20 protein-coding genes are annotated in these 15170 nt (G+C 63.9%); 10 read left to right on the plus strand and 10 right to left on the minus strand.

From position 1 onward, the window contains the following. Positions 1 to 37: 37 nt before the first annotated feature. The 3 genes from J2W94_RS00930 to J2W94_RS00940 form a co-directional block, all read right to left on the minus strand. Positions 38 to 292 carry a WGR domain-containing protein gene (locus J2W94_RS00930; RefSeq protein WP_310089729.1) on the minus strand — a complete coding sequence of 85 codons (255 nt, stop codon included), beginning with the start codon at positions 290 to 292 and terminating at the stop codon, positions 38 to 40. Positions 293 to 520: 228 nt separating this feature from the next. Then, on the minus strand, positions 521 to 1630 hold the full coding sequence (gene aroB / locus J2W94_RS00935) for a 3-dehydroquinate synthase (RefSeq protein WP_310089730.1): 1110 nt from the start codon (positions 1628 to 1630) through the stop codon (positions 521 to 523). Next, entirely contained in the window at positions 1627 to 2169 is a 543-nt protein-coding gene (locus tag J2W94_RS00940) for a shikimate kinase (protein WP_310089731.1), read from the minus strand. The genes aroB and J2W94_RS00940 overlap by 4 nt, the downstream gene beginning before the upstream one ends. A 112-nt stretch (positions 2170 to 2281) precedes the next feature. Here J2W94_RS00940 and J2W94_RS00945 point away from each other — a divergent pair, with 112 nt between their 5' ends. Further along, positions 2282 to 2485 (plus strand): dodecin family protein, encoded by a 204-nt coding sequence (locus J2W94_RS00945; protein ID WP_310089732.1) that lies wholly within the window; start codon positions 2282 to 2284, stop codon positions 2483 to 2485. Between the two features lie 64 nt (positions 2486 to 2549). On the opposite strand, the gene J2W94_RS00950 is transcribed toward J2W94_RS00945, so the two are convergent. Beyond that, positions 2550 to 3365: a kinase gene (locus J2W94_RS00950; RefSeq protein ID WP_430540530.1), complete on the minus strand. Its 816-nt coding sequence runs from the start codon at positions 3363 to 3365 to the stop codon at positions 2550 to 2552. Between the two features lie 195 nt (positions 3366 to 3560). Here J2W94_RS00950 and pdxH point away from each other — a divergent pair, with 195 nt between their 5' ends. From pdxH to J2W94_RS00965, 3 genes are all read left to right on the plus strand, one after another. Further along, entirely contained in the window at positions 3561 to 4163 is a 603-nt protein-coding gene (gene pdxH, locus J2W94_RS00955) for a pyridoxamine 5'-phosphate oxidase (protein ID WP_310089733.1), read from the plus strand. 136 nt (positions 4164 to 4299) lie between these two features. Then, on the plus strand, positions 4300 to 5097 hold the full coding sequence (locus tag J2W94_RS00960; protein ID WP_310089734.1) for a cobalamin-binding protein: 798 nt from the start codon (positions 4300 to 4302) through the stop codon (positions 5095 to 5097). A gap of 78 nt (positions 5098 to 5175) precedes the next feature. Beyond that, positions 5176 to 5577, plus strand: a complete 402-nt coding sequence (locus J2W94_RS00965; protein WP_310089735.1) for a DoxX family protein — start codon at positions 5176 to 5178, stop codon at positions 5575 to 5577. An 18-nt stretch (positions 5578 to 5595) separates the two neighbouring features. Here the strand turns inward: J2W94_RS00965 and J2W94_RS00970 are convergent, their stop codons facing one another. Genes J2W94_RS00970 through J2W94_RS00980 form a run of 3 tightly spaced genes read right to left on the minus strand, consistent with a single transcriptional unit; the run spans position 5596 to position 7611 of the window. Further along, a complete protein-coding gene (locus tag J2W94_RS00970) occupies positions 5596 to 6057 on the minus strand; it encodes a DUF4426 domain-containing protein (protein ID WP_310089736.1) in 462 nt (153 codons plus the stop codon). Positions 6058 to 6097: 40 nt separating this feature from the next. Continuing rightward, positions 6098 to 6922, minus strand: a complete 825-nt coding sequence (proC, locus tag J2W94_RS00975; RefSeq protein WP_310089737.1) for a pyrroline-5-carboxylate reductase — start codon at positions 6920 to 6922, stop codon at positions 6098 to 6100. An 8-nt stretch (positions 6923 to 6930) separates the two neighbouring features. Continuing rightward, a complete protein-coding gene (locus tag J2W94_RS00980; protein ID WP_310089738.1) occupies positions 6931 to 7611 on the minus strand; it encodes a YggS family pyridoxal phosphate-dependent enzyme in 681 nt (226 codons plus the stop codon). A gap of 96 nt (positions 7612 to 7707) precedes the next feature. On the opposite strand from J2W94_RS00980, the gene J2W94_RS00985 reads away from it, so the two are divergent. The 3 genes from J2W94_RS00985 to J2W94_RS00995 all read left to right on the plus strand — a co-directional run bounded on the left by J2W94_RS00985 (position 7708) and on the right by J2W94_RS00995 (position 10909). Beyond that, on the plus strand, positions 7708 to 8745 hold the full coding sequence (locus tag J2W94_RS00985; RefSeq protein WP_310089740.1) for a type IV pilus twitching motility protein PilT: 1038 nt from the start codon (positions 7708 to 7710) through the stop codon (positions 8743 to 8745). A 75-nt stretch (positions 8746 to 8820) separates the two neighbouring features. Beyond that, the gene (locus J2W94_RS00990; RefSeq protein WP_310089741.1) at positions 8821 to 9951 is read left to right on the plus strand and encodes a PilT/PilU family type 4a pilus ATPase; all 1131 of its coding nucleotides are present in this window, start codon (positions 8821 to 8823) and stop codon (positions 9949 to 9951) included. Positions 9952 to 10018: 67 nt separating this feature from the next. Further along, complete coding sequence (locus tag J2W94_RS00995; RefSeq protein ID WP_310089742.1) at positions 10019 to 10909, plus strand: NAD-dependent protein deacetylase; 891 nt, start codon at positions 10019 to 10021, stop codon at positions 10907 to 10909. Between the two features lie 2 nt (positions 10910 to 10911). Here the strand turns inward: J2W94_RS00995 and J2W94_RS01000 are convergent, their stop codons facing one another. Then, positions 10912 to 11451 (minus strand): DNA-3-methyladenine glycosylase I, encoded by a 540-nt coding sequence (locus tag J2W94_RS01000; protein WP_310089743.1) that lies wholly within the window; start codon positions 11449 to 11451, stop codon positions 10912 to 10914. Between the two features lie 313 nt (positions 11452 to 11764). Here J2W94_RS01000 and J2W94_RS01005 point away from each other — a divergent pair, with 313 nt between their 5' ends. The 3 genes from J2W94_RS01005 (at position 11765) to J2W94_RS01015 (ending at position 13887) form a co-directional block, all read left to right on the plus strand. After that, the gene (locus J2W94_RS01005) at positions 11765 to 12331 is read left to right on the plus strand and encodes a YqgE/AlgH family protein (protein ID WP_310089744.1); all 567 of its coding nucleotides are present in this window, start codon (positions 11765 to 11767) and stop codon (positions 12329 to 12331) included. A 10-nt stretch (positions 12332 to 12341) separates the two neighbouring features. Next, a complete protein-coding gene (gene ruvX, locus J2W94_RS01010; protein WP_310089745.1) occupies positions 12342 to 12788 on the plus strand; it encodes a Holliday junction resolvase RuvX in 447 nt (148 codons plus the stop codon). A 154-nt stretch (positions 12789 to 12942) separates the two neighbouring features. Then, positions 12943 to 13887 carry an aspartate carbamoyltransferase catalytic subunit gene (locus tag J2W94_RS01015; RefSeq protein ID WP_310089746.1) on the plus strand — a complete coding sequence of 315 codons (945 nt, stop codon included), beginning with the start codon at positions 12943 to 12945 and terminating at the stop codon, positions 13885 to 13887. A 133-nt stretch (positions 13888 to 14020) separates the two neighbouring features. Here J2W94_RS01015 and J2W94_RS01020 read toward each other — a convergent pair whose 3' ends face one another. Further along, positions 14021 to 14299, minus strand: a complete 279-nt coding sequence (locus tag J2W94_RS01020) for a hypothetical protein (protein WP_310089747.1) — start codon at positions 14297 to 14299, stop codon at positions 14021 to 14023. 14 nt (positions 14300 to 14313) lie between these two features. After that, positions 14314 to 15072: a prolyl oligopeptidase family serine peptidase gene (locus J2W94_RS01025; RefSeq protein WP_430540531.1), complete on the minus strand. Its 759-nt coding sequence runs from the start codon at positions 15070 to 15072 to the stop codon at positions 14314 to 14316. Positions 15073 to 15170 lie beyond the last annotated feature (98 nt).

The following is a 15170-nucleotide window of genomic DNA, read 5'->3' on the forward strand; positions in this document are numbered from 1 at the left end:
ATCCGGATAGAAAAGTGGGGTCAGGTCGCTGGCGCGTTCATTTGGGCGCATCGGCGCCGCGCACGAAGGTGACCTGGAAGCCGCGTTTGACGTGGCCGTCGCGCGCCTTCTCGAAAGCGGCGGTGGCCTCCTCTTGCAGCAGGTATTGCTCGCGCTTGAGTTGGGCGCGGCCGCCGAGCTGCCCGGTCTCGCGCAGCAGCTCCCAGCCGCCGAACAGGTCTGGCTGCAAGGTGAGCTGCACGTAGCGGGGCGATTCGCCCGCGGTCGGGCGTTGCTGGAGGAAGAGGCGCATGGCCTCATTTTAGGGCCTGTTAACGCTATTGGGGCAGGTCACGTTGCATCGCCGCAGCGCAACCCGAAGAGTGCGCATGGGGCCGCGTCATCATTCGGGCAGGTATCGGCACCGGATATTGTGGGAGCGGCGTCCCGCCGCGAGCTTTTGCAGGGCAAAAAAAGCAAGGGCTCGCGGCGGGACGCCGCTCCCACCGGCATGCGTTGTCGTCACTACTTCCGGGCCGGATCAATAGCCGGAGAGCACCGCCAGCACGCGGTTTTCGTCCACATCCGGCGCCACTTCGGCGCGTCCGATTCCGCGCCACAGCACCAGCCGCAGGCGGCCGGCTAGGTTTTTCTTGTCCAGGCGCATGCGCGCCAGCAGCGCTTCTGGCGCAAGGCCCGCCGGGATTGAGGTGGGCAATCCGTAGGAGCGGAGCAGCGCGATCAAACGGTCGGTGTCGGCGTTTTCGGCCAAGCCCAAGGTCGCGGACAGGCGTGCGGCCAGCACCATGCCCACGGCGACCGCTTCGCCATGATTGAGGTTGTCGTTGTGCGGACTGCCGTAGCCCTGCTCGGTCTCGATGGCATGGCCGAAGGTGTGGCCTAGGTTGAGCAGGGCGCGCTCGCCGCGTTCCAGCGGATCGCGCTCCACGATCTCGGCCTTGTGCTCGCAGCTGCGCGCGATGGCCATGGCCAGAGTGGCATCGTCGCCGGCCAGCAACCCCTGACGCTCGGCTTCCAGCCATTCCAGGAACAACGGATCGCGGATCGCCCCGTATTTGATGACCTCGGCCAACCCCGCACGCAGTTCGCGTGGCGGCAGGGTGCGAAGGGTGGAGGTGTCGGCGAATACCGCGCGCGGCGGATGGAAGGCGCCGACCAGGTTCTTGCCCTGGGCGATGTCGACCGCAGTCTTGCCGCCGACCGAAGAGTCCACCATGGACAACAACGTGGTCGGCAGTTGCACGCAATCCACGCCGCGCATCCAGCAGGCTGCGGCGAAACCGGCCAGATCGCCCACCACGCCGCCGCCCAGGGCGAAAATGCAGGCGTCGCGGGTCGCTCCCAGGGTGGCCAGGGCTTCGATCGCCGCGCCGAAATTCGCCAGCGTCTTCGAAGCTTCGCCCGCAGGAAGCACGAAAGTGCCCACCAGCAGGTCGGGGCGCGCTTCGTGCAGGGCTTCGCGTACCGTGGCGACATACAGCGGCGCCACCGTGGAATCGCTGACCAGCAGCACGTGCCGGCCGCGGACGTGGCCGGCAAGCGAAGCTCCGTCCGCCAGCGCGCCGGGACCGATCACGATCCGGTATGGAGATTCGCCGCCCACTTCGACGATGCGCGAGACCTCATTCATGCCGCACGCTCGCTTCGTTGCCATTGGCTCGCCAGCAGCTGCGCCAGGGTAGAGGTCGCCCCACCCGGCGACAGGCCATCGGTATCCAGCATCAGGTCGGCCACTTCCATATAAAAAGGCTCGCGAACAGCGGTCAAGTCGCGTAATACCTGCTCGCGGTCGCCACGCCGCAACAAAGGTCGGGAACGGTCGCGCCCCAACCGCTTGAGCTGCGCCTCCACGCCCACGCGCAGGTAGACCACGAATCCGCGCCGTTGCATCAGCGACCGGTTGTCGCAATCCAGTACCGCGCCGCCGCCGGTGGAGACCATTTTTCCTTCCTCTGCCAGCACGTGCGCCAAGGCGGCCTTTTCGCGCTCGCGGAAGCCCGCTTCGCCCACGTGCTCGAAGATGGTGTTGATGGTGGCGCCGCAACGCTCGACCACCACTTGATCCACGTCGGCGAACTCCAGGCCGAAGCGCTCGGCAAGGCGTCGGCCGATGGAGGTCTTGCCGGCACCCATCGGGCCGACCAGGATCAGGTTGGGGGCGGGATTCATGGTGAACAGATGCTATCACCGGCCCGCACCGCTCGGCATTTCTTGCGCAACGTTAACGGTCATGGGGCTACTTTCGTGGGTCCGGCGTAACCCGCCCATCAAGGAGCAAGCCATGTCGATCGCCAAGATCATCGAAGTCAACGCCTCGTCCAAGACCAGCGTGGAAGATGCGGTGAAGAGCGGCCTGAAGAAGACAGCCGAAACGGTGAAAGGAATCAAGGGCGCCTGGGTCAACGAGATCAAGGTGGTTACCGACGACGGCGGCAACATCACCGAATGGCGGGTCAACCTGCGTATCAGCTTCGTGGTCGAGTAAAGATACGGCGGGCAGTGCCCGCCCCGTATCCAGCCCTCTAGCCCGTACTGGTACGGGGCAGCCTCTACAAAGGCCGCCGTTGCTCGTCAAGGGCAACGGTTTTGTCCGCGATGGTCGGCAAGGTGCACAAGGCCTGCCGGCTAACGCGTTCGAACAGCTGTACGAAACGCTCTACCTGGAGCCGGCTCATGGCCACGCGTTCCGGGTCGCTGGCTTGCAGCGACTGTTCCTGCTGCCAGCGCCACTCGGGGACGACATCGAAGTCCGGCCCCTGCAGGAACCACAACGCATCGATGGTTTGCCACAGACGGGGATAGTCGTCGGCCAGCGCCTTGTTGCACCATCTGCGCCAGCTTCCGTCGGGATCTTCGTCGCGCTCCAGCGCGTTGATCGGCTGCAACAGGTCATCCGGGCTCTGCGGCGGCGTTTTTAGGAACCAACCTTCCAGCAGAACGAAATCGCAGCGCCGCTCCATGCTGAGCCAACGCGCCGCGGGCTCGCGCTCATCGGCAAGCTTGTCGAAGCGCGGCAATCGCGTCGGCCGGCCATCGCGCAAGCTTCCGATGGTTTCCAACGCCAAACCGAGGTCGTGGGTGCCGGGCGGCCCGCGCGTGGCGAGCAGCGGATGCACTTCGCGCGCCAATTGCAGGCGCTGGTCCTTGCGGAGATAGAAATCGTCGATGGATAGCACCGCGACGCGATGTCCGCGCGTGTCGGCGAGGGCCGCAATCTGGGCCGCAAGCGTCGATTTCCCGCTTCCCTGCAAACCCGAGATGGCGAATACAGGCATGGGCTGCGGGAGCGACAATGCCGCTTCCAGGGCGGAAACGACCAGCGATTCCTCGAATCCCGCGTTGGATGCGTGCGTGCCGGCGATCATAGGGAGACAATAGCGCAAGGCTCGGACAAAAAACCTTCAGATCGTCGTCCCCGCGAAGGCGGGGATCCAGCGACTTGATGCTCCGAGCAAAGTCACTGGGTTCCCGCCTTCGCGGGAATGACGATCGGATTTTTATTGCCGATTCCGGGGTTTCCGATAATCAATGGCGTACGCAAAACCGAGTGAGAAGTACCGATGATCGACCTGTATGCGGAAGCCCTGTCCACTTTCACGACACTGTTCGCGGAGGCCAAAGCCAGCAGTGGAGAGATCGAGCCCAATGCCATGACCGTGGCGACCGCGACCGCCGACGGGCGGCCTTCGGCGCGGACCGTGCTGCTCAAGTCCTTCGATGAGCGCGGCTTCGTGTTCTATACCCATTTGCACAGCCACAAAGGCCGAGAACTGGAAACCAATCCGCGCGCCGCACTGTTGTTCCTATGGCGCAGCCTGCGGGCGGCGGGCATCCAGGTGCGGATCGAGGGCGTGGTGCAGGTGGTGGACGATGTGGAGGCCGACGTGTATTTCGCTTCGCGCCCGCGCCCCAGCCAGATTGGCGCGTGGGCTTCCGCCCAGTCGGAAACCCTGGGCTCGCGCGACGACTTCGACGACCGTATTGCCCAGGTCGAAGCGGAATTCGAGGGGCGAGAGATTCCGCGGCCGGAAGGTTGGAGCGGGTTCCGGGTGATCCCGGAGGCGTTCGAGTTCTGGTACGGCGCCGAGTTCCGCCTGCACGAACGCTGGCGTTACGAATGCGATGCGAGCGGCGAATGGTCGAAGCGGATGCTGTATCCGTGATCGTGACGGCCTGCATTCGTAGGAGCGGCCGGGGGAGTGGTCGTAGGAGCGACGTAAGTCGCGAAACAAAATTTTTCGAACGTTCTCATTCGCGACTTACGTCGCTCCTACGCACGCTCCTACGTTGGAGCATCCGGTGACCGGTCCGCAGCGCATCGTCTGTCTCACCGAAGAGCCTACCGAAACGCTGTACGCGCTGGGAGAGCAACACCGCATCGTCGGTATCAGCGGCTTCACCGTGCGTCCTGCCATCGCCCGCAAGGAAAAGCCGAAAGTAAGCGCGTTCACCAGCGCCAAGATCGGGGAAATTCTCCAGCTCAAGCCCGATTTCGTGGTCGGCTTCTCCGATATCCAGTCGGAGATCGCGGCCGAGTTGATCAAGCACGGAGTGGAAGTCTGGATCTCCAACCACCGCAGCGTGGACGGGATCCTGGATTACATCCGCAGGCTCGGCGCGTTGGTCGGAGCGAGCGGCAGGGCCGACGCGTACGCAGACGAACTACGGCGCGGACTGGATGAAATCGAACGGGCATCGGCAGCCTTGCCGCGGCGTCCCAGGGTCTACTTCGAGGAATGGGACGAGCCGCCGATCACCGGCATACGCTGGGTGGCGGAACTGATACGGATTGCCGGCGGCGACGACGTGTTTCCGGAACTCTCCATCGAATCGTTGGCCAAGCACCGCATCCTGGCCGATGCCGGAGTGGTGGTGCAGCGTGCGCCCGACATCATCCTCGGCTCATGGTGCGGAAAGAAATTCAGGCCGGAAAAGGTCGCCGCACGTCCGGGTTGGCAGGCGATACCCGCGGTCCGCGATGGCGAACTTCACGAAATCAAATCGCCGTTGATCCTGCAGCCCGGGCCCGCAGCGCTGACCGATGGCGTGCGCGAGATGGCGCGCATCATCCAGGACTGGTCGAAACGCCTGGCCTGAGCGACTTCAGGCAGAGGGCTGCTGCGCCACCAGGGCCGATCCTGCGATGATGCAGGCAACCACCACCGGAGCACCCAGATGAGCCCCAACCAGACCACCCAGCAAGACCTCGGCAAGTTGTTGTTGCGCGTCGCCTTGGCGGCGCTTGTCATGCTGCACGGCATCGCCAAGCTGAAGTCCGGCTTGGAGCCCATCGAAGGGATGCTTGCCGCGCAAGGACTGCCCGCCTTCCTGGCCTATGGCGCGCTGGCCGGCGAAGTGCTTGCACCGGCGCTGGTGCTGCTTGGTTTTTATGCGCGGATCGGCGCCGGAATCATCGTGGTCAACATGCTGTTCGCGTTCGGACTGGTGCATCTGGCGCAGTTGGGCCAACTCAACGAGCAGGGCGGCTGGGCGGTGGAATTGCAGGCGATGTACCTGGCGGCCGCGGTCGCGATTGCACTGATGGGCCCGGGCCGCTACGCCCTCAACCAGCGCTGAGCCCGCTCACGCAAGCGTTCAGAAATTGCGCTGGAACTTGACGACTTCGCTGCGGCCGTTCGCTTTCAATGTCACCTCGAAGCGATACGAGTCGCGCGGATGAATGTCGAAGATGCCGATATGGTCGGTGTAGTCCCCAGTCTTCACCGCCTTGAATGCGATCTGTTGGCGTGCACCCTGCAGATCGTAGGCGGTGGCGCTCACTTCGCCTTCGGCGGGGATTTCCTCATTGTTGGCGAACTGGCGCAGCGCGATCACCAGCATCGCTGTTCCTGCATCCTTTTCCACACTGTATTCCCGCGCCACCGCATCGTTCAGGCTGAGCGTCGGCAAGGCGTTGTAATGCACGCGCAGATCGCCGAACACCGCCGTGGTTTCGGCGGGCGCGACGATCTCTGCCGCGCGCGGCTGTTCGGAACCATTGCAGGCGGTCAGCAACAATGCGGCCAAAGCGATCGATAATGATTTGATGAGGAGCATCTGCAGTCCGTGTCCGGTAAGGTGGAGGGTTGCCAGCGCGTCAATCGTTGGCGGCGGACAATGTCTGGCCACGCCGGGCCGCCGCATGGATCGCCTTGCCCACCAACTTTTCGAAGCCGCCATCCTGAAACGTCTCGATCGCCGCCTGGGTAGTTCCATTGGGCGAGGTCACCCGTTGGCGCAGTTCGCTAGGCGATTCGTCCGATTCGGTCAGCATGCGGGCCGCGCCCAGCACTGTCTGCAGGACTAGCGCGCGCGCCGCTTCAGCGCCCAGGCCTTCGGCGATGGCCGCCTGTTCCATCGCTTCGGCCAGCAGGAACACATACGCCGGGCCGCTGCCGGAGACGGCGGTGACCGCGTCCATTTTTTCTTCCTCGTCTATCCAGACCGTGGTGCCCGCGCTGGATAGTAGCGCCTCGGTACGTTCGCGACCGGCCGCATCCACCTGCGCGGTGGCAAAAAGCCCGGTGACGCCTGCGCCCAGCAGGGCGGGAGTGTTGGGCATGGCGCGGACGATCGCGTTCTCGCCGCCCAGCCAGCGCTGCATTTGCGAGGCGGTGATACCCGCGGCGATGGAAATCAACAACGGCCTGTCGGAGCGGGCGATGTCCGCCAGCCCTTCGCACACGGTCCGCATCACCTGCGGTTTCACCGCCAACACCCAGAGGGTCGCGCCGGCAGCTGCTTCCATTGCGGTTGCGAACACTTGCACGCCAAAATCATTGACCAGAGATTCCCGAAGGACTTCGACGGGTTCAGCAACCCGCATGCTTTCGGCTCTCGCGCCGCGCGCGATCAGGCCGCCGATCAGACTGCGCGCCATGTTGCCGCCGCCGATGAAGGCGATGTTTTCCGGATGTGTCATGGTCTTCCTCAGGGTTTGCCGGCGCGTGGGCCGAACAAGGCGGTGCCGATACGCACCATCGTCGCACCTTCGGCGATGGCCAGCGGGAAATCGTCGCTCATTCCCATCGACAGCGTATCGACCGAGGAATGGCGAGCGACCAGCGTATCGAACAAGACCGCCATGTCGCGGTAGGCGGGGCGGCGCGATTCGAGGTCCGGATGCGGTGTCGGAATCGCCATCAGCCCGCGCAGCACCAGACGCGGTTCCTGCGCGATGGCCGCGGCCAGTTCCAGCACCTGTTCCGGAGCGCAACCGTGCTTGCTGGCCTCGTCGTCGATATTGACCTGCACCAGCACGTTCAGCGGCGGGCGATGCGGCGGGCGGAAACGGGCGAGCGCGGCGACCAGTTTCAGCCGGTCGACGGTCTGCACCCAGTCGAAGAGGTCCGCGGCCACTTCCGCCTTGTTGGATTGCAGGTGGCCGATCAGATGCCATTCCAATCCTGCGTCCGCCAGCGCGCGGATCTTGGCTTGCGCTTCCTGAACGTAATTTTCGCCAAAAGCGCGCTGTCCGGCGGCCGCCAGAGTCGCGACCGCCGTCGCAGTTTGGGTCTTGGAAACCGCCAGTAACCGCGGCAATGGCCGATGGCTCGCAATAGCTACGTTTTCAAGGCTTTGTAGTGTCGCGTTGAGCCGTTGTGCGAGCATAATCCTTCAACCGTTGGATATCGCGGCAAGGGCGCTATACTGCCTCTCGGGGATGTATCGTTCCAGCTGTCGCAGCAATTTTGGGGAAAGCAGCGTATGGATATCGCCGAACTACTGGCGTTCTCGGTCAAGAACAAAGCGTCCGACCTTCATCTGTCGGCCGGCCTGCCGCCGATGATCCGGGTGGATGGCGATGTGCGTCGAATCAACATTCCGGCGCTGGACCACAAGCAGGTGCATTCGCTGGTCTACGACATCATGTCGGACAAGCAGCGTCGCGACTTCGAGGAATTCCTCGAAGTCGACTTCTCCTTCGAGATTCCCAGCCTGGCGCGCTTCCGCGTCAACGCCTTCAATCAGAACCGCGGCGCCGGTGCGGTGTTCCGCACCATTCCCTCCGAAGTGTTGACGCTCGAGGACCTGGGTTGTCCGCCGCTGTTCAAGCAGCTGATCGAGCAGCCGCAGGGTTTGATCCTGGTCACCGGTCCCACCGGCTCGGGCAAGTCGACCACGCTCGCGGCGATGATCGACCATATCAACAAGAACGAGTACGGCCACATCCTCAGCGTCGAGGATCCGATCGAGTTCGTGCACACCTCGCAGAAGTGCCTGATCAACCAGCGCGAAGTGCACCGCGACACGCACGGCTTCAACGAAGCGTTGCGCTCGGCTTTGCGCGAAGACCCCGACATCATCCTGGTCGGCGAGTTGCGCGATCTAGAAACCATCCGCTTGGCGCTGACCGCCGCGGAAACCGGACACCTCGTGTTCGCCACCCTGCATACCAGTTCGGCGGCCAAGACCATCGACCGCATCATCGACGTGTTCCCCGCCGGCGAGAAGCCGATGGTCCGCTCGATGCTTTCCGAATCTTTGCGCGCGGTGATCTCGCAGGCGCTTCTGAAGAAAGTAGGCGGCGGTCGTACCGCGGCCTGGGAAATCATGGTGGGCACGCCGGCCATCCGCAACCTCATCCGAGAGGACAAGGTGGCGCAGATGTACTCCGCCATCCAGACCGGTCAGCAGAACGGCATGATGACCCTGGACCAGCATTTGCAGGATCTGGTGAAGCGCTCGTTGATCACGCGCCACCAGGCCAAGGAATACGCCAAGGACAAGCGGTTGTTCGAATAACCAGGGCGCAGGGAGTGGGGTACAGGCACATCGCCGCCCCTCCCTGGTCCCAGTTCCCAGTTCCCGGAGACAGCCATGAGCACCATCGATTTCACCTCGTTCCTCAAGCTGATGGCGCACCAGAAGGCGTCGGACCTGTTCATCACCTCCGGCATGCCGCCGTCGATCAAGGTCAACGGCAAGATCTCGCCGATCACGCAGACGCCGTTGACCAGCCAGCAGAGCCGCGATCTGGTGCTCAACGTGATGACGCCGGCCCAGCGCGAGGAATTCGAGAAGACCCACGAATGCAATTTCGCCATCGGCGTCGCCGGCGTGGGCCGCTTCCGCGTCAGCTGCTTCTACCAACGCAACCAGGTGGGCATGGTCCTGCGCCGCATCGAGGCGCGCATTCCCACCGTCGAAGAGCTGAACCTGCCGCCGATCATCAAGACGCTGGCCATGACCAAGCGCGGCATCATCATTTTCGTCGGCGCCACGGGTACCGGTAAATCCACGTCGCTGGCGGCGATGATCGGCTACCGCAACCAGAATTCCACCGGCCACATCATCACCATCGAAGACCCGATCGAATTCGTGCACAAACACGAGGGCTGCATCATCACCCAGCGCGAAGTGGGCATCGATACCGACAGTTGGGACAACGCGCTGAAGAACACCCTGCGCCAGGCGCCGGACGTGATCATGATCGGCGAAGTGCGCACCCGCGAAGGCATGGACCACGCCATCGCCTTCGCCGAAACCGGCCACCTGGTGCTGTGCACCCTGCACGCCAACAACGCCAACCAGGCCATGGACCGCGTCATCAACTTTTTCCCGGAAGACCGCCGTGGCCAGCTGCTCATGGACCTTTCGCTGAACCTCAAGGGCGTGGTCGCGCAGCAGCTGATCCCGACTCCGGATGGCAAGGCCCGTCGGGTGGCGATGGAGATCATGCTGGGCACGCCGCTGGTCCAGGATTACATCCGCGAGGGCGAAATCCACAAGCTCAAGGAAGTGATGAAGGAATCGACCAACCTGGGCATGAAGACCTTCGACCAGAGCCTGTTCGAGCTCTACCAGGCCGGCGAAATCAGCTACGAAGACGCGCTGCGCTTCGCCGACTCCCAGAACGAGGTGCGCCTGCGCATCAAACTGGCCCAGGGCGGCGACGCGCGTACCCTGGCGCAGGGGCTGGATGGGGTGGAGATCGCGGAAGTACGCTGATCCTTCGCCGATAGCCACGAGACTGAGAGGGGCAGGCAACTGCCCCTTTTTCGTGGACAATCGAAGCATGGGCGCGTGCTTACCGGAAATTGCCGACCCCGCCGAATGCCTGCGCGAGTGGCTGGCCGGCTACGACCGGGTGTTCGTGCTCACCGGCGCGGGCTGCAGCACCGCCTCCGGCATCCCCGACTATCGTGATGCGCGGGGCGAATGGAAACGCACGCCGCCGGTCGATTTCCGCGATTTCACCGAAGACCCCGCGGTGCATGCGCGGTACTGGGCCCGGAGTTTTATCGGCTGGCCGGTCATTTCCCTGGCGCACCCCAACGCCGCGCATCTGGCGCTGGCGCAATGGCAAGGGTCGGGCAGGTTGTCGCGGCTGCTCACCCAGAATGTGGATGGCCTGCACGGACGGGCCGGCAGCCGCGACGTCATCGACCTGCATGGACGGATCGACCAGGTGGTTTGCCTGGACTGCGCCGCGAGCTACCCGCGTGCGGAAATCCAGCTGCGCCTGAGCGAGGACAATCCGGACTGGGTCGGGCTGGCTGCGGCCACTGCGCCCGACGGCGACGCCGACCTGGAAGGACGGGATTTCACTCGCTTCCGCGCGCCGCGCTGCGAGGTTTGCGGCGGCAGGTTGAAGCCGGATGTGGTGTTCTTCGGCGAAAACGTTCCGCGGGTCCGTTATGAGTCCGCGCGCACGGCGCTGCTCGGCTCCCAGGCGCTGCTGGTGGTCGGGTCTTCGCTGATGGTCTATTCCGGTTTCCGCTTCGCGCGCATGGCGCATGAGGCTGGCCTGCCGATCGCCCTCCTCAATCGGGGGCAGACCCGTGCCGACAGCATCGCCGACCTCAAGCTGGAGGGCGATTGCACGGCAGTGCTTCCTCTCGCCTTACAAGAACCGCGCGACTCGAGCGCCCTGCTCGGATCCGCAGGGATGTTGAGCGTTCCCTGATCCTATGTTTTGCGCATCCACGCAGGCTTTCTCTTCGCGGCGCGCTTGAACGCAGGGCAGCCCTCGTGGTGCGCGCCGGGCAGATAGCCCAGACTCATCAGGAATTCGCCGGTGATCTCGCCGCCGGTGAAGCGGAAGGTCTTCTTGAACAGTTTCACCCACTCGGCCTTGGGCAGCGGGTGGTGCGCCTCCAGCCATTGCGAGAATCCGCCATGCGACTTGCGCAGCCCGCGGATGACTTGCGCGTTGTGGATGGCGGCATCGACTTTCAAGCGGTTGCGGATGATGCCTGCATCGGCGAGCAGACGGGCGCGGTCCTTGTCGCCGTAACGGGCCACTTTGTCCACGTTGAAGCCGCTGTAGGCGCTTTGGAAACCCTGGCGTTTCTTCAGGATGGTTTCCCAGCTGAGGCCGGCCTGGTTGATCTCCAGGATCAGGCGTTCGAACAGGTCCGATTCCTCGGTTTGCGGGAAGCCGTACTCCCGGTCGTGATAGGGGCCGTGGACCGGGTGACCGGGCGCGAAATCGCAATAAGTCGTCATGGCGACAGAGTAGGGCCTGTTAACGCCATTGGGATAGGTCCCGTTGCCCCGCCGCGGCGGTCAGGCGTTTGTGCGCGGCGCAGCGGCAGGCTGGTGGCCTGTTCAAGCCGCGCGCGAGCGTCTGGCCGCCGCGGCGGGGCAACCCGAAGGGCCGTACCTGAGTGCGCACGGGGCCGTGTCATCATTCGGGCATGTATCGGCATACATTTCCTCATTCTTCCTTGCCCCGCACGCACTCAGGTACGGCGGGACCTGTCCCAATGGCGTTAACAGGCCCTAACCCGGAAGCGATATGAGGCTCTAGAATGGACGCATGTCCGCGATTCCCGCCAAATTCACCAACCAGCTGCTGATCGCGCTGCCGGCGCTGAACGACCCGCATTTCGCACGCAGCGTGGCGCTGATCTGCCAGCACGATGAGGAAGGAGCGATGGGCGTGGTGGTCAACCGCGCTTCCGAGTACACCCTGGGCGACGTGCTGGCGCAGATGAACCTGGAAGTGCGCGATCCCGCGCTGGGCAGCCAGATCGTCCTGAACGGCGGACCGGTGCATCCCGAGCGGGGATTCGTTCTGCACGATGGCGACCGCCAGTGGGATTCCACGCTGACGATCGGCAACGGATTGGCGCTGACCACCTCGCGCGACATCCTGGAGGCGATGGCCGAAGGCGCCGGTCCGACCCATGTCGTAGTCGCGCTGGGATGCGCCGGCTGGGGGGCTGGGCAGTTGGAGTTCGAGCTTGGCGAAAACAGCTGGCTTACCGCGCCCGCCGACAACGAATTGCTGTTCGCGCTGCCTTTGGAGCAACGCTGGCATGCGGCCGGCGGACGCATCGGCATCGACATCACCCGCGTGACCGACTACAGCGGGCACGCATGAAAGGCGGGACATGAAACTCGATGGCACAGTGCTCGGGTTCGACGTCGGCGCCAAGCGCATCGGCGTGGCGGTGGGAAGCGCTTTCGGCAACGGCGCGCGTGCGCTGGCCGTGATCGACGTGCATGGCCATGGTCCGGACTGGCAGGCAATCGACAAATTGCGCGAGGAATGGCGTCCGGATGGGTTGGTGGTTGGCGATCCCATGACTCTGGAAGGCGGCGACCAGCCCATCCGCCAGCGCGCCCACGCTTTCGCGCGCGAGCTGCAGGCGCGCTACAAATTGCCGGTGGTGCTGGTGGACGAGCGCTCCAGTTCGGTCGAAGCCGCGCAACGTTTCGCGCTGGACCGCGCCGAAGGCCGCAAGCGCCGTCGCGACGCAGTGGCGCTGGACGCGGTGGCCGCCGCGGTGATCATCGAACGCTGGCTGGCGGCGCCGCACGATGCAACGCAGATTTGATCTTTTTGTCCTTCTCCCATCGGGAGAAGGTGCCCATAGGGCGGATGAGGGTACGGCGAAGTCATGGACGTCTGAACCATCCTCGCTTCGCCGTACCCTCACCCCAACCCCTCTCCCGATGGGAGAGGGGCTAACGACGCGAGATGCATAGAGCATGACCCTACAACTCGATTCCGACGGACACCTGCGCCATCTGCTGACCCTGGAAGGACTGCCGAAGGAAACCCTGTGCCGTCTGCTCGATCGCGCGGGCCAGATTCGCGACGCCGCGTTGGGACGTGCCCATAAACGCAATTCGCTGCTCGGCACCACTATCTGCACGCTGTTCTTCGAGCCTTCGACGCGCACGCGCAGTTCGTTCCACATCGCCGCGCAGCGTCTCAGCGCCGATGTCATCAATTTCGACGCCTCCACGTCTTCCGCCCGCAAAGGCGAAACGGCCCTGGATACGCTGAAGAACCTGGAAGCGATGGGTGTGCGCGGCTTCATCGTCCGCCACCCCGAAGATGGCGCCGCCGAAGCGCTGGCGATGCAGGCGGGCGAGGGCACCACGGTGATCAATGCCGGCGACGGCCGCAGCGCTCATCCCACGCAGGGGCTGCTGGATGCGCTGACCTTGCGGCAGGCGAAGGGAGCCGACTTTTCGAAGCTCAAAGTCCTGATCGTCGGCGACGTGAAGCACTCGCGGGTCGCGCGTTCCGACCTGCATGCGCTGCGGACGCTGGGTACGGGGGAGATCCGCGTCTGCGGCCCCGCTTCGCTGCTGCCCGATGACGGCACCCTTGAGGGTTGCGCCACCGGAGATGACTTCGATGCCATGCTGGAAGGCGTGGACGCGGTGATGATGCTGCGGCTGCAACGCGAGCGGATGGAGGAAGGATTGGTGGCGTCGCTGGACGACTACCACGCCCGCTACGGTCTCACCGCTGGGCGTCTGCGTCGCGCCGCCGGCGATGCGGTGGTGTTGCATCCGGGGCCAATCAACCGCGGCGTGGAAATCACCGATGAAGTGGCCGATGGTCCGCAGTCGCTGGTGCTTCGCCAAGTCAGCAACGGCGTCGCCATCCGCATGGCAGTGCTGGAATCTTTGCTTTCCTAATGCGGCGACGATGTAAGGTGGCGTAGGAGCGACGTGAGTCGCGAAACCAGGCATTCCGGTATGACATTCGCGACTCACGTCGCTCCTACGCCGCTTCACGTCACCCCGTAGCGCATCGATATTCGGATTGACGTCAGTGATCGGCCTTGCGGTGCAGCGCCAGCGCTTCTTCCACCAGCGCGAGTTGTTGTTGCGCTTCCACGTTGCCGTCGGCCGCGGCCTGCCGGACCTGATCCATATCCGGGTGCGAGACGATCAGCAAGGTGTTCTCGCAGGCCGGGCAGGCGTAGTCCGTTACTTCCTCGTGCAGCTCCATCTGCATTTTGCTGGAATCGCCTTCCCATCCGCATACGCAGCTGATGCGATCGGCGCGCCAGCCGGGGGTGAAATAGTTACGGATGATTTCTGCCATGGGCGGTTGCCGGCTCAGTGCCGGCGCTGGGCGAACAGCCACGTCCACATGGCATCGTGATTATAGGTAGCGTCCCAGGAGTTGTGGTTTTCGTCCGGGAATTCGGTGTATTGCACGTCGGCGCCAACGGCCTTGAGCGCAGCGAAGGTCTTGCGGTCGTCGTTCGGCAGCACCACGTCGTCCTTGGCGCCGTGGAAAATCCAGATCGGCACATGCTTCAGCTGGGACGCCAGGGCAGCGTAGGGATCGGGCGCGTTGGCCACTTCGGTGACGTAAAGCGCCCGCCCGCCGCCGGGTATCAGAATCCCGCCGCAGATCGGGACCAGCGCGGCGAATCGGTTGGGCGTCTTCAGCGCCGTTTCCCAAGTGCCATAGCCACCCATTGACAGGCCGGTCAGATAGATGCGGCGAGGATCGCCGTTGAATTCCCTGGTTGCCGCTTCGGTCGCTGCCAGCGCCATGTCCACGTTGGCGCCCATCCATTCTCCATTCTCTTCCACCTGCGGGAATACGACGATCGCGGGAAAATCCGCCAGATGCTTGCGCACATAAGGCCCCAGGCCGGCGACCAGTTGTAGCTTGTTGTCAGAACCGCGTTCGCCCGAACCATGCAGGAACAGGATCACCGGCAATTTGCCCTTCGACGCCGGAGTGGCCGGCAAGAAGACCTGGTAGCGGCGCTGCACGCCCTGGATGGTGACTTCACGCTCCAGGAATTCGCCCGTCGTCCTGCTCGGCATGCTGCTGCAGCCTGGCAATGCGATTGAAAACATCAACATCAATCCGATCAGAGAGGCGTGACGGAAGAATGGCATGCGGAGAGCCTCCAAGTGTGCTTGTAAGGATGATAACGCGCCTCTTGACGATCCGT

Origin of the sequence: Pseudoxanthomonas sacheonensis (assembly GCF_031455975.1) — a bacterium.
GTDB lineage: Bacteria > Pseudomonadota > Gammaproteobacteria > Xanthomonadales > Xanthomonadaceae > Pseudoxanthomonas_A > Pseudoxanthomonas_A sacheonensis_A.